The 16,664-nt window shown below is 50.5% G+C and carries 16 protein-coding genes, 1 tRNA gene and 4 pseudogenes; 7 read left to right on the forward strand and 14 right to left on the reverse strand.

What is annotated here, in order from left to right:
• Nucleotides 1–110 precede the first annotated feature (110 nt).
• The 3 genes from nifJ to uspF all read left to right on the forward strand — a co-directional run bounded on the left by nifJ (nucleotide 111) and on the right by uspF (nucleotide 5,061).
• Nucleotides 111–3,638 (forward strand): pyruvate:ferredoxin (flavodoxin) oxidoreductase, encoded by a 3,528-nt coding sequence (nifJ, locus tag Electrica_RS13495; RefSeq protein WP_141964703.1) that lies wholly within the window; start codon nucleotides 111–113, stop codon nucleotides 3,636–3,638.
• A gap of 697 nt (nucleotides 3,639–4,335) precedes the next feature.
• Nucleotides 4,336–4,560, forward strand: a complete 225-nt coding sequence (locus tag Electrica_RS13500; protein WP_131049775.1) for a KTSC domain-containing protein — start codon at nucleotides 4,336–4,338, stop codon at nucleotides 4,558–4,560.
• Between the two features lie 66 nt (nucleotides 4,561–4,626).
• Nucleotides 4,627–5,061, forward strand: coding sequence for a universal stress protein UspF (uspF, locus tag Electrica_RS13505; RefSeq protein WP_141964704.1), 435 nt, complete (start codon nucleotides 4,627–4,629; stop codon nucleotides 5,059–5,061).
• Nucleotides 5,062–5,445: 384 nt separating this feature from the next.
• Here the strand turns inward: uspF and Electrica_RS13510 are convergent, their stop codons facing one another.
• Nucleotides 5,446–5,631, reverse strand: coding sequence for a hypothetical protein (locus tag Electrica_RS13510; protein ID WP_141964705.1), 186 nt, complete (start codon nucleotides 5,629–5,631; stop codon nucleotides 5,446–5,448).
• 92 nt (nucleotides 5,632–5,723) lie between these two features.
• Between Electrica_RS13510 and Electrica_RS13515 the strand changes: the two genes are divergently transcribed.
• Nucleotides 5,724–6,350: an SOS response-associated peptidase family protein gene (locus tag Electrica_RS13515; RefSeq protein ID WP_228267366.1), complete on the forward strand. Its 627-nt coding sequence runs from the start codon at nucleotides 5,724–5,726 to the stop codon at nucleotides 6,348–6,350.
• A gap of 46 nt (nucleotides 6,351–6,396) precedes the next feature.
• Complete coding sequence (locus Electrica_RS13520; protein WP_141964706.1) at nucleotides 6,397–7,137, forward strand: hypothetical protein; 741 nt, start codon at nucleotides 6,397–6,399, stop codon at nucleotides 7,135–7,137.
• 5 nt (nucleotides 7,138–7,142) lie between these two features.
• On the opposite strand, the pseudogene Electrica_RS13525 reads toward Electrica_RS13520, so the two are convergent.
• From Electrica_RS13525 to Electrica_RS13535, 3 genes and pseudogenes are all read right to left on the reverse strand, one after another.
• Nucleotides 7,143–8,408, reverse strand: a pseudogene (locus Electrica_RS13525) (Y-family DNA polymerase).
• The gene (locus Electrica_RS13530; RefSeq protein ID WP_228267367.1) at nucleotides 8,408–8,611 is read right to left on the reverse strand and encodes a hypothetical protein; all 204 of its coding nucleotides are present in this window, start codon (nucleotides 8,609–8,611) and stop codon (nucleotides 8,408–8,410) included. The pseudogene Electrica_RS13525 and the gene Electrica_RS13530 overlap by 1 nt, the downstream one beginning before the upstream one ends.
• A gap of 530 nt (nucleotides 8,612–9,141) precedes the next feature.
• A pseudogene (locus Electrica_RS13535) lies at nucleotides 9,142–9,309 on the reverse strand (helix-turn-helix domain-containing protein); the annotation flags it as partial.
• A gap of 57 nt (nucleotides 9,310–9,366) precedes the next feature.
• On the opposite strand from Electrica_RS13535, the gene Electrica_RS13540 reads away from it, so the two are divergent.
• Nucleotides 9,367–9,594, forward strand: a complete 228-nt coding sequence (locus Electrica_RS13540; protein WP_141964707.1) for a hypothetical protein — start codon at nucleotides 9,367–9,369, stop codon at nucleotides 9,592–9,594.
• A 153-nt stretch (nucleotides 9,595–9,747) separates the two neighbouring features.
• Here Electrica_RS13540 and Electrica_RS13545 read toward each other — a convergent pair whose 3' ends face one another.
• The 8 genes and pseudogenes from Electrica_RS13545 to Electrica_RS13580 form a co-directional block, all read right to left on the reverse strand.
• On the reverse strand, nucleotides 9,748–10,128 hold the full coding sequence (locus Electrica_RS13545; protein WP_141964708.1) for a hypothetical protein: 381 nt from the start codon (nucleotides 10,126–10,128) through the stop codon (nucleotides 9,748–9,750).
• Nucleotides 10,115–10,429 (reverse strand): hypothetical protein, encoded by a 315-nt coding sequence (locus Electrica_RS13550; RefSeq protein WP_141964709.1) that lies wholly within the window; start codon nucleotides 10,427–10,429, stop codon nucleotides 10,115–10,117. Before Electrica_RS13550 ends, Electrica_RS13545 begins: the two co-directional genes overlap by 14 nt.
• 181 nt (nucleotides 10,430–10,610) lie before the next feature.
• Nucleotides 10,611–10,718, reverse strand: a pseudogene (locus Electrica_RS13555) (lysis system i-spanin subunit Rz); the annotation flags it as partial.
• Between the two features lie 435 nt (nucleotides 10,719–11,153).
• The gene (gene lysC / locus Electrica_RS29455) at nucleotides 11,154–11,423 is read right to left on the reverse strand and encodes an Rz1-like lysis system protein LysC (RefSeq protein ID WP_141964711.1); all 270 of its coding nucleotides are present in this window, start codon (nucleotides 11,421–11,423) and stop codon (nucleotides 11,154–11,156) included.
• A complete protein-coding gene (locus Electrica_RS13565; RefSeq protein WP_141964712.1) occupies nucleotides 11,314–11,691 on the reverse strand; it encodes an SPFH domain-containing protein in 378 nt (125 codons plus the stop codon). Before Electrica_RS13565 ends, lysC begins: the two co-directional genes overlap by 110 nt.
• Nucleotides 11,688–12,191, reverse strand: coding sequence for a lysozyme (locus Electrica_RS13570; RefSeq protein ID WP_115192975.1), 504 nt, complete (start codon nucleotides 12,189–12,191; stop codon nucleotides 11,688–11,690). Before Electrica_RS13570 ends, Electrica_RS13565 begins: the two co-directional genes overlap by 4 nt.
• Nucleotides 12,163–12,432: a phage holin gene (locus tag Electrica_RS13575; RefSeq protein ID WP_032688543.1), complete on the reverse strand. Its 270-nt coding sequence runs from the start codon at nucleotides 12,430–12,432 to the stop codon at nucleotides 12,163–12,165. The genes Electrica_RS13570 and Electrica_RS13575 overlap by 29 nt, the downstream gene beginning before the upstream one ends.
• 306 nt (nucleotides 12,433–12,738) lie before the next feature.
• Nucleotides 12,739–13,569, reverse strand: a complete 831-nt coding sequence (locus tag Electrica_RS13580; RefSeq protein WP_228267368.1) for a TAXI family TRAP transporter solute-binding subunit — start codon at nucleotides 13,567–13,569, stop codon at nucleotides 12,739–12,741.
• Nucleotides 13,570–13,684: 115 nt separating this feature from the next.
• Between Electrica_RS13580 and Electrica_RS13585 the strand changes: the two are divergent.
• Nucleotides 13,685–14,718 (forward strand): annotated as a pseudogene (locus Electrica_RS13585) (IS3 family transposase); the annotation flags it as partial.
• A 380-nt stretch (nucleotides 14,719–15,098) separates the two neighbouring features.
• On the opposite strand, the gene Electrica_RS13590 reads toward Electrica_RS13585, so the two are convergent.
• Both Electrica_RS13590 and Electrica_RS13595 read right to left on the reverse strand, forming a co-directional pair.
• Entirely contained in the window at nucleotides 15,099–15,857 is a 759-nt protein-coding gene (locus Electrica_RS13590; protein WP_141964713.1) for a glycoside hydrolase family 75 protein, read from the reverse strand.
• Nucleotides 15,858–16,062: 205 nt separating this feature from the next.
• Nucleotides 16,063–16,138, reverse strand: a tRNA-Thr gene (locus tag Electrica_RS13595).
• Nucleotides 16,139–16,664 lie beyond the last annotated feature (526 nt).

The following is a 16,664-nucleotide window of genomic DNA, read 5'->3' on the forward strand; positions in this document are numbered from 1 at the left end:
GCCTCACAACTTCAAGGGTATAGATAATGCCCGTATACTAGCCGCTATAATTACAGGACCTGTAGCCGTTTGTCAGGTCTCTTCTTTTGCGCAATGTTAGGGTGTCTTTTATGATTACTATCGACGGTAATGGCGCGGCCGCTTCAGTCGCGTTTCGCACGAGCGAAGTTATCGCCATCTACCCGATTACGCCCAGTTCAACGATGGCGGAACAGGCGGATGCCTGGGCGGGTAACGGGCTGAAAAACGTGTGGGGCGATGTCCCTCGCGTTGTCGAAATGCAGTCGGAGGCCGGGGCGATTGGTGCCGTACACGGCGCGCTGCAGACCGGTGCGCTCTCAACCTCCTTTACTTCATCGCAGGGTTTGCTGCTGATGATCCCAACGCTGTACAAACTGGCCGGTCAGCTGATGCCGTTTGTCCTGCACGTTGCCGCCCGTACCGTCGCCACCCACGCGCTGTCGATATTTGGCGATCATTCCGACGTCATGGCCGTGCGCCAGACCGGTTGCGCCATGCTGTGCGCCAGCAACGTCCAGGAAGCTCAGGACTTTGCGCTGATTTCCCATATCGCCACGCTTAAGAGCCGGGTGCCGTTTATTCATTTCTTCGATGGTTTCCGCACTTCGCATGAAATCAATAAAATCGCCCCGCTGGCGGATGACACGATTCGCAGCCTGCTGCCTCAGGACGAGATTGACGCGCACCGTCTGCGCGCGCTGAACCCGGAACATCCGGTGATCCGCGGCACGTCGGCGAACCCGGATACTTATTTCCAGTCCCGCGAAGCCACAAACCCCTGGTACGACGCGGTCTATGATCACGTTGAAACGGCGATGAATGATTTCGCCGCCGCGACCGGCCGCCAGTACAAACCGTTCGAGTTTTACGGCCATCCGCAGGCAGAACGGGTAATTGTGATTATGGGCTCGGCTATCGGCACCTGTGAAGAGGTGGTAGACGAACTGCTGAGCCGCGGCGAAAAAGTCGGCGTTCTCAAAGTTCGCCTCTATCGTCCCTTCTCGGCCGCCCATCTGCTGGAGGCGCTGCCGGAAAGCGCGCGCGCGATCGCCGTTCTCGACCGCACCAAAGAACCGGGCGCCCATGCCGAGCCGCTGTACCTGGATATCATGACCGCGCTGGCGGAAGCCTTTAACCGCGGCGAACGTGAAACCCTGCCCCGCACCATCGGCGGCCGCTACGGTCTTTCATCCAAAGAGTTCGGCCCGGAGTGCGTGCTGGCTATCTTCAATGAATTACGCGAAGCCCGACCCAAACCGCGGTTCACCGTCGGCATTTACGATGATGTGACCAATCTCTCCCTGCCGCTCGGGGAGAACACCCTGCCGTCAGAAGCCAAACTGGAGGCGCTGTTCTACGGCCTCGGCAGCGATGGCAGCGTATCGGCGACGAAAAACAATATCAAAATTATCGGCAACTCCACGCCGTGGTTCTCGCAGGGCTATTTTGTCTATGACTCGAAAAAAGCCGGCGGTTTGACCGTGTCGCATTTGCGGGTCAGCGAGAAACCGATTCGTTCCTCCTATTTGATCTCGCAGGCCGATTTCGTTGGTTGCCATCAGCTCCAGTTTATCGACAAATATCAAATGGTTGAGCGTTTAAAACCCGGCGGGATCTTCTTGCTCAATACGCCTTACGGCGCCGATGAAGTGTGGTCGCGCCTGCCGCAGGAAGTACAGGCGACGCTGAATCAGAAAAAAGCGCGCTTTTATATCGTCAACGCCGCGAAGATTGCCCGGGAGTGTAGCCTCGGCGCGCGAATCAATACCGTCATGCAGATGGCATTCTTCCACTTAACGCAAATTCTGCCGGGCGACAGCGCGCTGGCCGAACTGCAGGGCGCCATTGCGAAAAGCTACGGCAGCAAAGGCCAGGATCTGGTTGAACGCAACTGGCAGGCGCTGGCGCTGGCGCGCGAATCGTTGGCCGCAGTGCCGTTGCGCCCGGTCGATGCCTCCAGCCCGAACCGCCCGCCGGTAGTCTCCGACGCCGCGCCGGACTTTGTCAAAACCGTCACCGCCGCCATGCTGGCCGGACTCGGCGACGCGCTGCCGGTCTCCGCTCTGCCGCCGGATGGCACCTGGCCGATGGGCACCACGCGCTGGGAAAAACGCAATATCGCCGAAGAGATCCCTGTCTGGAAAGAGGAGCTGTGTACCCAGTGCAACCACTGCGTCGCCGCCTGTCCGCACTCGGCGATTCGCGCCAAAGTTGTCCCACCGCAAGCGATGGACGCGGCGCCGGCCAGCCTGCACTCCCTGGATGTCAAATCGCGCGATATGCGCGGGCAAAAATATGTGCTGCAGGTGGCGCCGGAAGATTGCACCGGCTGTAACCTGTGCGTAGAAGTGTGCCCGGCAAAAGACCGGCAGAACCCTGATATCAAGGCCATCAACATGATGTCGCGCCTTGAGCATGTGGAAGAGGAGAAAGTCAACTTCGACTTCTTCCTCAACCTGCCGGAGATCGACCGCAGCACTCTGGAGCGCATTGATATTCGCACCTCGCAGCTGATTAGCCCGCTGTTTGAATATTCCGGAGCCTGCTCCGGCTGCGGCGAAACGCCGTATATCAAACTGTTGACCCAGCTGTACGGCGATCGGATGCTGATCGCTAACGCCACCGGCTGCTCGTCCATTTACGGCGGCAATCTGCCCTCTACCCCGTATACCACCGACGCCAACGGCCGCGGCCCGGCGTGGGCGAACTCGCTGTTCGAAGACAACGCCGAATTTGGCCTCGGCTTCCGCTTAACCGTCGACCAGCACCGCCAGCGCGTGATGCGCCTGCTGTCAACGTTTGCCGACAAGCTGCCGCCCGCATTGAACGACGCGCTGCATGCCGACGCCACGCCGGAGGCGCGCCGTGAACAGGTAGCCGAACTGCGTAAAGTTCTGGCTAATGAAGAAGGCGCGAAGGAGCTCTTAACCGATGCCGATGCGCTGGTTGAGAAATCCATCTGGCTTATCGGCGGCGATGGCTGGGCCTATGACATTGGCTTCGGCGGTCTCGACCACGTCCTGAGCCTGACAGAAAACGTCAACATTCTGGTCCTCGATACGCAGTGTTACTCCAACACCGGCGGCCAGGCGTCGAAGGCGACCCCGCTCGGCGCGGTCACCAAGTTTGGCGAGCACGGCAAGCGCAAAGCGCGTAAGGACCTCGGCGTCAGCATGATGATGTACGGGCATGTTTACGTGGCGCAAATTTCGCTGGGTGCACAGTTGAATCAGACGGTGAAAGCGATTCAGGAAGCGGAGGCCTATCCTGGCCCGTCGCTGATTATCGCCTACAGCCCGTGTGAAGAGCACGGTTACGATCTGGCGCTCAGCCACGATCAGATGCGTCAGCTGACCGCCACCGGCTTCTGGCCGCTGTACCGCTTCGACCCTCGTCGCGCAGATGAAGGCAAACTGCCGCTGGCGCTGGACTCTCGCCCGCCATCGGACGCGCTGGCCGAAACGCTGCTTAACGAGCAACGTTTCCGGCGCCTCAATGCCCAGCAGCCTGAAGTCGCGGAGCAACTGTGGAAAGATGCGGCGGAGGATTTGCAAAAACGCTATGACTTCCTGGCCCGGATGGCTGGCAAAGCGGAGAAACCGGCAACTGAGAGTTAACCCGCTCCTTTAAGCGTAGCCATAAAAAAAGCCCGAATATTCATTCGGGCTTGTCATTTCTATCGTCAAAAAAATATCATGCGTGAATATAATATGTGACGATCATAATAAAAGCTGACAATAATAAAAGGCATCTAACGCGCGCAGAATACACCCTTCATGTCACGATGTATAATTTTTATTTTTCATGCTTCGGCTTGATATATTCATAGAAACTATAGCCTTGACGGAGCGACTTTATCAGTCAACATTCAAAACACCAATTTAAACCATATTTATCAACATATTAACATTAATTATGAGTAAAGGGGTTTGTTATTATCCCGCCATTAGCCACACTCCCCGAACATTAATCCGGCCAGCGAAATAACAATCCATCGACAACTTTCCCAGCGCGTTATAAATAAAACCCCGATCGGGTCCGCTGACGATGAAAGCCGTGTTGAATATCTCAATATGATGACGCTTTATTCATCCACGCAGAATATGCCCCCCGCTGTCGGCTCGAAAGCCGGTTTCCAGGGCCAGAAGGACAACGTTTATCTCAGTCACGGTGCCGCTGGGCGGACTTAGCCGCGCGGACAGGCGGGCTTGCCGGCAACATCAATCAAATCAAAACAATATACCTGGCGTATTAAAACCGTTACCCGATAAATGATATATTGCCACTAAAGCTTTGTCGTAAAGGACGCCTGCCATGCAACATCAACCTGTAAAATCATCCCGAATCGCCTCCGTCGCCTATGACGAAGCCTCTGGCCTCCTCGAAATCCGCTTTCACGGCGATATCACGCTGCGTTATGAGAAGGTGCCGGAGCGCATCTATCGCCATTTTTTGCAGGTGGTGTCCAAAGGGCGTTTTTATGATGGCGTCATCAAAGGGAAATTTACCGAACGCCGGGTGACTAACGCGAAAATGTGACCCGTCAAGGTACATCGCACCGCCAAATGACGTACCCTTTAAGAGGTGACTTAAACAGGAGGTTTTATGGCCAGAATCATTCTTGTACCTATTGATATTTCTGATAAGGAATTAACGCAGCGTGTTGTCAGTCACGTTGAGGCAGAAGCGCGCATTGATGATGCCGAAGTACACTTTCTGACCGTGATTCCATCCCTTCCCTATTACGCCTCGCTGGGGATGGCCTATACCACCGAACTACCGCCGATGGACGAGTTTAAAGCAGAATCGGCAACGCGCCTGAAAGAGATTGTCGCCCAGTTCGCCATTCCTGAAGACCGGGTGCATTTCCATGTTAAGGAAGGTTCGCCGAAGGATAACATTCTGGAACTGGCGAAAACGCTGCCGGCTGAGCTGGTGATTATCGCCTCTCACCGCCCGGATATTACGACCTATCTGCTCGGCTCCAACGCCGCGGCCGTGGTTCGTCATGCCGACTGTTCCGTACTGGTTGTGCGTTAATCCCCTTCAGCCCGCCGCTATGGCGGGCTTTTTGTCTCAATCTCTGTCAGGCTAAACTACCTGAAATGTGCTGACATCCCCACCGCGAATCCGTACCATACACGCCACAGACTGAGACTCATCAGGTCCAACGTCATTAATTGCGATCACCCGCCGTGCCGCGAGCAGCGTGCGTGTGCCACACTATGAATTGAGCTATTATTAAATGCTGCAAAATCAAGAAATTAGCAAAAAAGAAAAGTACAACCTCGATAAGCTTCTTAAATAATCGTAACCCACTGAATCTATTATTTTTACCTTTAAATACAGCCAGTTGCCGCCCCACACAAATAACGCCAACCTACGCCAACCTACAAATTTAATGCCCTTTTTTGCCCCTTTTTTTCATTCAATGCCCCCTATATGCCCCTCTTTTGCGAGCAGCTTTCCAGAACTAACATAAGCCAGTTTATCCCCTCCCTGATGCATGGCATCCTGCGTACCGTAAAGATGAAATTTAGGTACGCACCACTTTTTCATGAACTTACCCAGAAGACCTTCTTTTAACTCCTGCATTTCGGCAATGTTCATAGGTGATAACTATACTTTCAGTCTGAAAACTGGAGGTATCCATGTGCTGACGTTTTGCTCAATCACAGACTAAAGAAGAATATTTAGCCTATTTGGCCGAAGAAGCTGATCGTGATATCGCCTATGATCCCGAGCCTATCGGACGTTACAACGTCGCGCCCGGTACCAAAGTTCTGTTGCTAAGCGAACGCAGTGAACAGCTGCACCTCGATCCGGTTCACTGGGGCTATGCGCCAGGGTGGTGGGATAAGCCACCGCTCATTAATGCCCGGGTTGAAACCGCCGCAACCAGTCGGATGTTTAAGGCCCTCTGGCAGCATGGTCGGGCGATCTGTTTTGCGGATGGCTGGTTTGAGTGGAAGCGTGAAGGTGATAAGAAACAGCCCTATTTCATCCACAGGAAGGACGGCAAGCTCATATTCATGGCTGCTATCGGCAGCGTACCTTTCGAGAGCGGGGATGAAGCTGAGGGATTTTTGATTGTGACCGCCGCGGCCGATCAGGGTCTGGTCGATATCCAAGACCGCCGGCCGCTCGTCCTGATGCCGGAAGCCGCACGCGAACGGATGAGGCAGGATATCGGAGGGAAAGAGGCAGAGGAAATAAATGCAGATGGCGCTCTGTCAGCAGACCATTTCACATGGCACCCGGTTTCCCACACCGTCGGTAACGTGAAAAATCAGGGGGCAGAAATGATTAAAATTCTTCAAAAAGGATAAAATGACCCTTTAATGTATGATTCACCATACAAAATGAGGTTATGAAATGGACAAGACACGAATTAATACATTGTTAAAAAAAGAAACGTTAATAGTTGCGTTAGTAACTGCTCTTTGCTACACGGGCGCATATATATATGAAAGAGGGTTTTCTGTCTACTTTGGCATCCCTACAGAATTAATTTCAGTAACACCAGGCAGTATTATTACTACAGTATTTCTCTTTATTGCATTTCTCATGGTATTATATATGATGTCAAGCCTCCCAATCTTAATATCTCGTAGTGAAAAACTTAAGAATAAATATATCATAGTTGCATTAAATTTATCGCCAGCATGGATACTATTGAATCTCATTTTCTTCTTAATGTCTGGTTTTAAAGCATCAAACTTTGCTATAGTAACAGCGGCGTACTTATTCTTATGCATTAGCGTTGCTTTAAGTATCACGGAAACATGTGCAACCAACAAACTGAATGCTGCAAAAATCACCAAGGGCATATTAACAAGTATAGATGATGCCGTTGCCTTAGTCTTTTGGTTTTCCTTTATATTCTTCTCCATAACAAGTGGAATGGGTACTTTCATAGCGCGAACAACTGATAATTTCAATACTTTCACTTACAAAAATGAAGAGTACAAACTTATTAAAAACTATGGTGATAATGTAATCGCTGTAAAAACGAAAGACACAAACAAGGCAAAAGGCGTGTATATATTTAAACCCGAAGAATTAAGTGGGATTCGCATGAATCAAGTCAAATCAGGAAGCGCATTATCCAAATAATTTTATTATTTAACAATTAATAAATCATTGTATCTAGTAGTATATCGAGGCGAGAGCATCTCTCGCTTCATCTGCCAACCGGCCTGTATCCCCTGCCCGGCAAAATACAAGGCCCCCCTTCCATTTTTTGCATTGAGATGATCCAAGACCTCCATCAACTTTTCACTGTTTTGCCGCGGAGCGTTATCGTCGAACAGGTTTAGCTGTGCCACGCCCTGGCTGTAGAAGTCACCGAGCATCACGCCTGCTTTCTAATAACGATGTCCGTCTCGCCAGATTGCATCGAGGCATTTCGTCGCCGCGGTGATTATGTCCCTGCTGTCCTTGGTTGGCGTAAACAGTTTTACCGATGCGCTGTTCCCGTAGTACGGTTCATTCAGCGCAAAGGGACTCGTTTTGACAAAAGCGGAGATAAACCGGCAATATTGATGCTCACCACGGAGCTTCTCCGCTGCGCGCGATGCATAGCTGCATATTGCCTGCCTCATCTCATGGTATTCCGTGATACGCCCACCGAACGACCGGCTGCAGACTATTTCCTGTTTTACCTGAGCAAACTCCTCCAGACCGAGACAAGGCTCGCCACGCAACTCCCGCACGGTTCTTTCCAGCACCACATTAAAATGCTTCCGGATAAAACGGATATCAGTATCAGCCAGCTGCAGCACGGTTTTAATCCCCATAGCCTCCAGTTTTTTACTGATACGGCGCCCGACTCCCCAGATCTCATCCACCGGAAGCAAAGCCATCAACTTCCTTTGCCTTTCCAGATTAGAAAGATCCACCACTCCTCTGGTCTGCCGCTGCCACTGTTTCGCCGCGTGATTGGCCAGCTTGGCCAGGGTTTTTGTCTGGGCTATGCCGACACCGACAGTGAGGTGCGTCCTGCGCAGAACCGTCTCGCGAATTTCCCTGCCAAAGTCGGTAAGGTCGCGACAGTTCCGAACTCCTGTCAGGTCGCAAAATGCCTCATCAATACTGTAAATTTCGCAGCGTGGAGAGAGTTCCTCCAGCGTTGTCATTACTCGGTTGGACATATCGGCATAAAGTTCATAGTTGCTGCTAAACGCGATAATGCCATGTCGGCGAAACATGTCCTTTTGCTTGAAATAAGGCTCACCGATTTTGACGAAGGGCTTCGCCTCTGGCGAGCGGGCGATCACACAGCCGTCGTTGTTTGACAGGACGACCACCGGACGCCCTTTCAGGTCAGGACGAAATACGGCCTCACAAGATGCATAGAATGAATTGACATCAACCAGGGCAAACATCACACCACCGGACAGCCGTCAAAGTCTGGCTTACTGATAATGTGCGTAACCACACCGATCAGCGCCACATCTGCCAGCACATTACCTTCAATCGACTCACCATCTTCAGTGATAAGCGCGCCACCAAGGAAGCGGGCGAACTGCTGGCATCCACAAAATGAGCAAAACCGCAGTAGCGATGGGTACTGATTAGCGCTCGACAACAGCAATTCCTCTCTGTGTATCGATAAATTTTGCATGCTTGCCTATACCGGTAGCTGAATAAATTAGTTCAGAATGGAGCATGGCGACCGCTCAAAAAATACTGTTTACATATACAGTAGTTTTATCAATGCATCGGGTCAATATTGATTACAGCTATCAATTATCGCTTCTGTCGTAAGATATTGATGTATTGAGTCAGGTAATTCCTAAAGTGATTTCTACCCTGGATCGATTGATGGTTTTACCAGCAGCGCGAGGATAATATTTTCAGGCTATGGTCTCCACCATAGTGACTTGCTCACCTGCTAGCTCTTGCATACGGCTAACTGGTGAGCATTCTTATCCAGCAGGGAAATATTTGTAAACGGTCTTAACTCCTGCTCCGATCACTTCGGCGGCAGACTTCGTCATGTAACCGGTCAGACCAGAAACATCTTGTAACACTAGGATTTTTCTTAGATGATGCACGGTGTGCAAAGTCGCACACAGCAATAATGTCATGCAGTATTTTCCCCCTGGGTGTGCCTGCTCAGGGGGATTTTTTGTCGGCGTATTGCACCGGAAAATATTTGTAAATCGTCTTCACTCCGACCCCGATCACGTCTGCCACCTGCTGCCGTGTGGCTCCGTTCTCCAGCATCCGATGTGCCCGATCGACTACATCAGGAGTCATTACTCGCCGCCGTCCGCCTACTCGCGACAGAACATATCCTGTTTTGCGTTGAGTGCCATTTATGTACCCTTGGGGGATGTAATGAGTAATGTGAAGATTTACGCTGGATTGGTTAATGGCGACCTAATGCCAATCATTGAAGGTAAAACCTCAGAAGAAATCGTTATGGCTTTCACTGGTGATGACACTGGAGCGCCACCGTCATCTATCACAATTGAAGTCGTAACTAATAACGGTTCAAAAGTCAAAATACTCATACCAAACAGCACTGCTGATGCCAGCGTGACCATTGATGGTAAGCGTATATAGATCAGTACAATATTCAGTATTGAAGATCGCCCCAGTCCGGTTTTGCCATTGTGTTTTTCTGTGACTATTGCGATAAAAAAGCCACCCTGAGGTGGCCTTCATTAACATTAAAACACCCAGAACTTAACATTTCAGACATTATCAAAATCTTCTTCAAGAATGTTTTTCTTTGAAATAATAACCAATTATGAAACCTAATGAGGTACCTAAAGCACCGATCATTATCGAAAGGATTTTATCAACTTCTAGCAGGTGAACACCCAATGCATCTTTCTCTAATTTTGCCTGCGAAAGGTGAATTGCCCAGTTGACTGCTGCCCAATTATACAAAAGAACAAATAGGCATGAGAAAATCAGAATCCCAAAAAAACCTATCATAAATGTAAGTGTTAGCGTGCTTCTAGTTTTACCGTCACGCACCCTCGTATTGTCTGAGTTAGCCTCTAAGGCATCGACACCTTCTTCAACCTTACTTGTCTCATTCTCAACGGCATCGATTTTATTTAGAAATTTGTTGATCTCATCCGTTGTCATTTGAATTACTCCCAACCAACTTCATGAGCAACTTATACCCTTTTGAGTAATCATCTAAAGATTTATTGTAGTCGTCTATAGCCTGTAGAGATTTATCTATTTCACTCGCCATAATGAAAAAGGTTTTATAAATAACTTTTTCCTCTTCAGTACGGTCACCCTCTTCTTTTTCTTTAGCTTCATTCGCGACCCTTATAATTTTAGCCATAAACTCAAGATGAGTTGAGTTGGAATCTGAAGCAACTGAACGGTATTTTTTTAGATAACTTATTGCTTCTTTAATTTCATTTACATGGGACATATAAAATCTCGATGCTTTTGATAAGAATCACGTGATTATACTAACTTATCCACTTTTTGAATAGTCATCCTAAGGTTATAGTTGATTTTATGTTACAACCACGCTTTCATTTACTCACTGCCTTTGGAATGGTGAAATCCCACAGATAGACTGTGTCAGTGCCTGAGGCGTGCTTAAGGTACTATTTCAGGCACTGCTCTTTTATGTAGCCCTGCAGATAATCAACCTGGTTCGTTACTGTGACGATTCGCTCTCTGAGGGTGAAATAATCCCGTTGAGCGGCGCCAGTAGCCCGGAGGCAGGAAGCATCGCCCTGGACTGATACGCCGTACAGATGACCTCCCAGTTCGATTTGCTCATATTCCATTCCTTATTTTATCTGTTCGGCACCGCCAATCAGAGCCGCGCCATTACTGCTTTCTTTTCGCCTGGCACCATGAATGGCCTTGTCTCCTGTAAGAGACAAATGATGCTCAGAAGTAATTAGGGCCCACTATAGGAGACCTTGTCCAACACGTTGGACGTTTAATAGTGGCGAGTATAGAAGAGCAGGCCTCCAATCTCAGAAGTGACACGAGTAGGTACAGTTAAAAGGAGGATCAAGTTACACAAGAGAAGCATTGACGACCATTCACAACAACGGAGGTATACATGTTAGAAGTACTAAATTCATTGGCACCTTTTGCCCCGGCAATTAATGCCATCGTCATCCTCGTCTGCAGCGTCATTGCAAAGTACTGCGGCGCTCTTCCTCTACCTTTCTAATCCCCGCCTTATCCAGATTGCACTGCCCCAGCGCAGAGTAAAGCTTCGCGTTTAACTCCAGACTAGCCTGCCACGTAAACGGAATCTCCATTCCCGGGATCGGTGTCTCTGCAGTAAGGTCAGCGCTTATCGGGACCACCGGCGCCGGTACGTAAACCGTCCGCGAATTCCCGCAAGCTGTCAGCAGCGGCAGCAGGAACAAGCTGCTTAGCACACTGATCGCCTTCAAGCGCCTGCCTGATGTAGACAATGCGTTCCTCACCTTTCTGTGCCAACTGGGTCTTTGCATTCTTGGTTGCCTGGGAAATGTCGTTCATGAGGTTCATTGCGTTTATGACGTTATTGCTGACGATTTCAGCAGAATCTGCCTTGGCCGTCGCAGCATCGCGCTGCCTTTTAAACTCAGTGGCGTTAGTGTGGTAATGATTAGCCAGCCACCCAAGGCTGACTATCAGGCAGATAACCACTGCGCTGATAATGGCGGTTAAGCGGCTCATTTCTGCCCCCACAAACAAACCTCGCGCTCAATCTCGCGGCGTGTTACCAGGCCCTTCCACTCTTTACCGCCGGCATACGTCCAGCGACGCAGCTGGTCGCATGCGCCTTTCTGATCGCCCTGGTTGATTTTGCGCAGCAGCGTTGAGGTCTGGAAATTGCCAGCGCCAACGTTATACGCGAACGAGTACAGCGCCCCACGCATCGTTTCGGGGATCGGCTGTTTGATGTAGGGGTTAATTTGGCGTGCGACTGTGTTGAGGTCTTTATTGAGAAGCGCTCGACACTCTGCCTCGGTGTAGGTTTTACCGAGCATGATATCGTTGCCCGTGTGTCCGTGGCATACCGTCAACACACCTACGACATCTTTGTAAGCCTTATACCGCACTCCCTCCAGACCATCGTTACCTGTCGGCCCGGTGATCAGCGCTGACGCAATGGCAATAGCTCCACCACCGACGGCAGCAATAACGCTATTCCTCAGCTTTGGTGACATAGCCATTCAGCCGATCCTCCCGTTCCTTTCTCCGGTAATACCAGTTCACGCCGCAGGTAATGACAGTGCATGCAATACCGACAACGATCGCCCAGTCACTCAGGCTCATACCCGCCACTTTGTCGGCCAAAATCCATACCTCTGTTTTTGCTACATCGGCGTAAGCCTTTGCTGAGACACCGCAGCCCGTCAGCGCGGTCCCGGTGCCGTATGAGAGTCTGCTGTAAATGGTGCTCATTTTGGTCATAGCCTCACCTCCGTTGATGACGGATGGCGCTGTGTGAAGTGGGGAATGGCCGCCAGATGGATTTACGACAAAGCACAGAGTGAGTGACGTTCTGGCGACCAAAATAGAGGGGCCTGCTAACGCTGCAGGCTCAGGTAATGACTTTCTGTCAAAGGCACCCGAAGATGCCTTTTGCACAATGTCAGGCTTTTCGCTTAAATGGCCTGCGCCAACACACCGCCAGCGCCGCAACAATAACCACCAGCCGCCAGACTACGAGCAGCGCAATGGCAAACAGCGCCCAAAAATACAGCCTGCGCAGCATGATTATTTACCGTTGGTGCCGAGTACCCGGCTCAGGTTTTTCAGCAGGACAGTCGAGGCCGTTTCCAGCATGTCATCGCCCGCATCGGTATTGGCGACCACCAGCGTCTTAGTGCAGGGAACCTTCACCTTCGAATCGCTCAGCCAACCGGATTCGGTCACCGCCTTTTTCAGTTCGTACACCGGTTTCCCGTTAGGCAACTTATCGTCTACGTGCCAGCCGTTCATGTCGATCATCGTCAGGCCGCTGCCTTCCTGATTAACCGCCTCCAGAAACTTATTCGACCGGTCCGGTGCTGATACCCAGAGGAAGGCGTCATACTCGCCAGTGGTGACTTTCGCCAGAGAGCGTACACCGCCTTTGGCATAGGTCTCGACTTTAGCGTAATCCCTTTCCAGCCCCTGCAGATATTGCCAGGATGCATACGATCCGCTGGTTGGCTCGCCGACTGCAATTTTCACACCCGCCTTTAAATCCCCTTCATCGCTGATCTTGCCGCCCTTCTTCACCGCGACAAAAACGCATTCATCAGCCAGCTCGCCGATGATGTCCACCTTCTGCGCTTCGTTGCTATGCCAGCTGCGCCAGAACTGGAAAGCATCAGCCTGGGTGAAACCGATCTGGGCGGTACCGCTGGCCACCTTGTCGAGATTGTCCAAAGAGCCTTTGCTGGGGATCACCGTCGAGCTATAGCCATACTCACTTAGCGCGCTGGCGAGATTAACGCCATACACCGCGTTATAGGTCAGGCCCTGCTGGCCAGTAGTAATGACGACATCCGCTGCGGCAGCAACATTACTCAGGCACAGCGAAGCGACCGCAATTGCGGCCATGATTAACTTTTTCATGTGACTTTATAGACTAGCCCCATAGATCACCGGACACTTCGCCTCTCTTAAAATAAGAGGTAGTCTTAGACCTATGTTTAACACCAGTCAGAATAATAAGATGGTTGAAGTGTTATCAGGACCCGAGCGGCGACGACGCCGAACACCGCAGGAAAAAATTGCCATTATTCAGCAGACTATGGAGCCCGGCATGACCGTTTCTCATGTTGCCCGTCTTCATGGCATCAATGCTAACCAGATCTTCAAATGGCGCAGGCAGTATGAAGACGGCTCTCTGACCGCCGTGGCATCAGGCGAAGAGGTCGTTCCCGCATCTGAACTTGCTGCTGCCAATAAGCAAATCCGCGAGCTTCAGCGCCTTCTGGGCAAAAAGACGATGGAAGCTGAAATACTTAAAGAGGCTGTGGAGTTCGGTCGGGCAAAAAAATGGATTGCGCATGCACCCTTGTTGCCCGGGGACGACGAATAACTGACGTCTGCCGGAGTATCGGTGTGTCGCGTGCGCAGCTGAGTATCAGGGTTAACCGGCCATCTGGCTGGCAGGATCGCAGAAGACAATCCAGCTTCGACGACACCGCGGTGTTGTCCCGGATAAATACGGCGGTGGCTGAACTGCCCACATACGGTTATCGCCGGGTATGGGCGCTGTTGCGACGGGAGTCTGAGCAGGACGGGCAGCCTGTTGTTAATGCGAAGCGGGTGTACCGCATTATGAGCACTCACCATCTTCTTCTTGAGCGTAAGCCAGCTGAGCACCACCGGAAGCGGGCCCATAAAGGACGCGTGGCGGTGGCTGAAAGCAACCGGCTCTGGTGCTCAGACGGCTTCGAGTTCCGCTGTGACAATGGCGAAAAGTTGCGGGTAACCTTCGCCCAGGACTGCTGTGACCGGGAGATCATCGACTGGGCAGCGGGCACAGGTGGCTATGACAAAGAAACAGTGCAGGATGTGATGCTGGGTGCGGTGGAAAAACGCTTTGGGCAACATCTGCCGTCAGAGCCGCTGGAATGGCTGACGGATAACGGTTCAGCCTACAGGGCACATGAAACGCGGGCGTTCGCCCGGATGCTGGGGCTTGAACCGTGCACGACAAGAGTGCGTAGCCCGGAAAGTAACGGCATCGCAGAAAGTTATCGTAACCATAAGAGAGAAAAAGCGTCTGGATATAAAGGGTCAAATCCACTTTACTTTTGAGGTGAGCCTTCGCCCGGAGTAGCCGCCCTGCAGAACAGTCACGCAACCATTCCAAAGGCCCACCCCGAAAAGCTCTGCAGGTTTATGCGCCGGGCGTGACGCGGATATAAAAAAGGCCCGCGAACGCGAGCCTGTTAGTTCCGCTTACTGATACGGAGCGACCAACTGCAGTTGTCGCAGAATCAAATTGTGGCCCTGATTTGGAGTCACTTTGCGCTCATCTGGGACATGTAAGTTTCGCATCGTGATCGGGATTCGCTTCAAACGCTGGCCCCGCTGCCATTTAAGTGCTGATTACACTTATCCGTACTCGATTGAGGCTAGTGATATTTTGAGAAATCGGTATCTAGATTCAATGCCTTAGCGGCGAGATCTAGATCAGATTGGTCGAAAAAGAACTGCTTAGATGGATTTAAGTTTGCAAAATAACGTACAACGATGTCTTTAGTTTCGGGAGCACCTTTTCCACCTTTTCCATTTTTTACTGGATACCCAAGACGCTGGAGAAGTGCCAGCGAGCCTTCTTCTCCATTGCTGTTTCCGGTGTCTCCCACTATAGCAAAGACAGTCTTGTTATTATTAACAGAGTGGACCACACAAAAGTCACCAGTTTTGACACCTTTTTTCTTCGCGCTATCAGCTAAGAGTGTGTAATTTATTTCGGTAGCATTTACATACCGACGAGGGTCGAATTTATTATTATTTTTAACATCGACATACCCAGTTTTTGAAATATAAAAACCTGGGGCAGGATCACTCTTTCCTTGAATAATAGGATTTCCATCCATATCAACAAGATAACCGACAATAGCTCCCGATTTCTTTGCGCCAACATGGGCGTTTAGTTCGTAGTCCAGAGTTTTTTTGTTTTTAGGGCCATAAGCGTTTGGAGCACCATCAACATCTACACTCATGCGGACATAAATTTCATTATCTGCTTTTCTACTCAAAGCACTAGTTTGCTCTAATTTATTATGTATCGAGGACGTTGTTGATTCAGTGATTGTAGAGGTTGGTGGCGCTGCCTGTGAAGTTACGCAGCCTGCCAATAAGACGTATGCGATCAATGATTTTTTCATTTCGTAACCTCGAAGAAAATATAAAAAAACCAATTGCTATCTGTAATGCATGCAAAGAGCATCCAAATTTAAGCTAGTCGACTAGCTTGATTCTTCTTTGCGCAATTCAAGCTTAGTTTAGTGTTAACCGAGTAACACGTTCATGCGAAGGAATAAAACTATCTAAAAACGCGTGATTACACCGGCAGAATCTTCGGGGAGTATGTGGTGCTGATTGACGGAATCGAACCGCCGACATCCTGCTTACAAGGCAGGAGCTCTACCTGCTGAGCTAAATCAGCAATCTGGCTCAGGACTCTCGCGTATGAGCTTCAACGTGTAGTGCGGCACGCATTCACTCAAGAGCCCTGACCGGATTGCAGAAATTAAAAAGGGCCGCCAAAGCGAGCTCGTAAGGAGGAAAGTATTATGTTTGAACTAACTTAGCGAAGTTCTGCTTCGGCGAAGCTCTCTTAATTTATTCGGTAGGGGCAGCCTGGCTGCTCCTAGCTGGCTAAAGATTTCTTGTCTGAAAAAGCGATTTATTGTGTTACCGAGATCGTCGCTTATGGCTACACAGACCAGCGTATCCATGCGGTATTTCTCATGAAAAGTTGCGTAAACTGGTTCCCAAGGGTGCTCAGGGTCAAAGTACCGTATGTGGCAAACCAAATGATGACGCATAATGCGCTCTCCTACTGTTTAGATAGTTAGAGCCGCACTCCTGCGCAGCGGTTAAAAAAACCCGCCGAGGCGGGTTCTTAATATCTGTAACGTCATGGGCGTAATAACCCATCGTTGAAGCGAGATTAGCCAATTTCCGCCACG

Source organism: Klebsiella electrica, from assembly GCF_006711645.1.
In the GTDB taxonomy this organism is placed as follows: Bacteria; Pseudomonadota; Gammaproteobacteria; order Enterobacterales; family Enterobacteriaceae; genus Klebsiella; species Klebsiella electrica.

What these genes read in the sequence shown, in the direction of transcription:
- nifJ (WP_141964703.1), top strand. Translation starts at nt 111, where the DNA reads ATGATTACTATCGACGGTAATGGCGCGGCCGCTTCAGTCGCGTTTCGC.
- Electrica_RS13500 (WP_131049775.1), top strand. Translation starts at nt 4,336, where the DNA reads ATGCAACATCAACCTGTAAAATCATCCCGAATCGCCTCCGTCGCCTAT.
- uspF (WP_141964704.1), top strand. Translation starts at nt 4,627, where the DNA reads ATGGCCAGAATCATTCTTGTACCTATTGATATTTCTGATAAGGAATTA.
- Electrica_RS13510 (WP_141964705.1), bottom strand. Translation starts at nt 5,631, where the DNA reads ATGAACATTGCCGAAATGCAGGAGTTAAAAGAAGGTCTTCTGGGTAAG.
- Electrica_RS13520 (WP_141964706.1), top strand. Translation starts at nt 6,397, where the DNA reads ATGGACAAGACACGAATTAATACATTGTTAAAAAAAGAAACGTTAATA.
- Electrica_RS13540 (WP_141964707.1), top strand. Translation starts at nt 9,367, where the DNA reads ATGAGTAATGTGAAGATTTACGCTGGATTGGTTAATGGCGACCTAATG.
- Electrica_RS13545 (WP_141964708.1), bottom strand. Translation starts at nt 10,128, where the DNA reads ATGACAACGGATGAGATCAACAAATTTCTAAATAAAATCGATGCCGTT.
- Electrica_RS13550 (WP_141964709.1), bottom strand. Translation starts at nt 10,429, where the DNA reads ATGTCCCATGTAAATGAAATTAAAGAAGCAATAAGTTATCTAAAAAAA.
- Electrica_RS13565 (WP_141964712.1), bottom strand. Translation starts at nt 11,691, where the DNA reads ATGAGCCGCTTAACCGCCATTATCAGCGCAGTGGTTATCTGCCTGATA.
- Electrica_RS13570 (WP_115192975.1), bottom strand. Translation starts at nt 12,191, where the DNA reads ATGGCTATGTCACCAAAGCTGAGGAATAGCGTTATTGCTGCCGTCGGT.
- Electrica_RS13575 (WP_032688543.1), bottom strand. Translation starts at nt 12,432, where the DNA reads ATGACCAAAATGAGCACCATTTACAGCAGACTCTCATACGGCACCGGG.
- Electrica_RS13580 (WP_228267368.1), bottom strand. Translation starts at nt 13,569, where the DNA reads ATGGCCGCAATTGCGGTCGCTTCGCTGTGCCTGAGTAATGTTGCTGCC.
- Electrica_RS13590 (WP_141964713.1), bottom strand. Translation starts at nt 15,857, where the DNA reads ATGAAAAAATCATTGATCGCATACGTCTTATTGGCAGGCTGCGTAACT.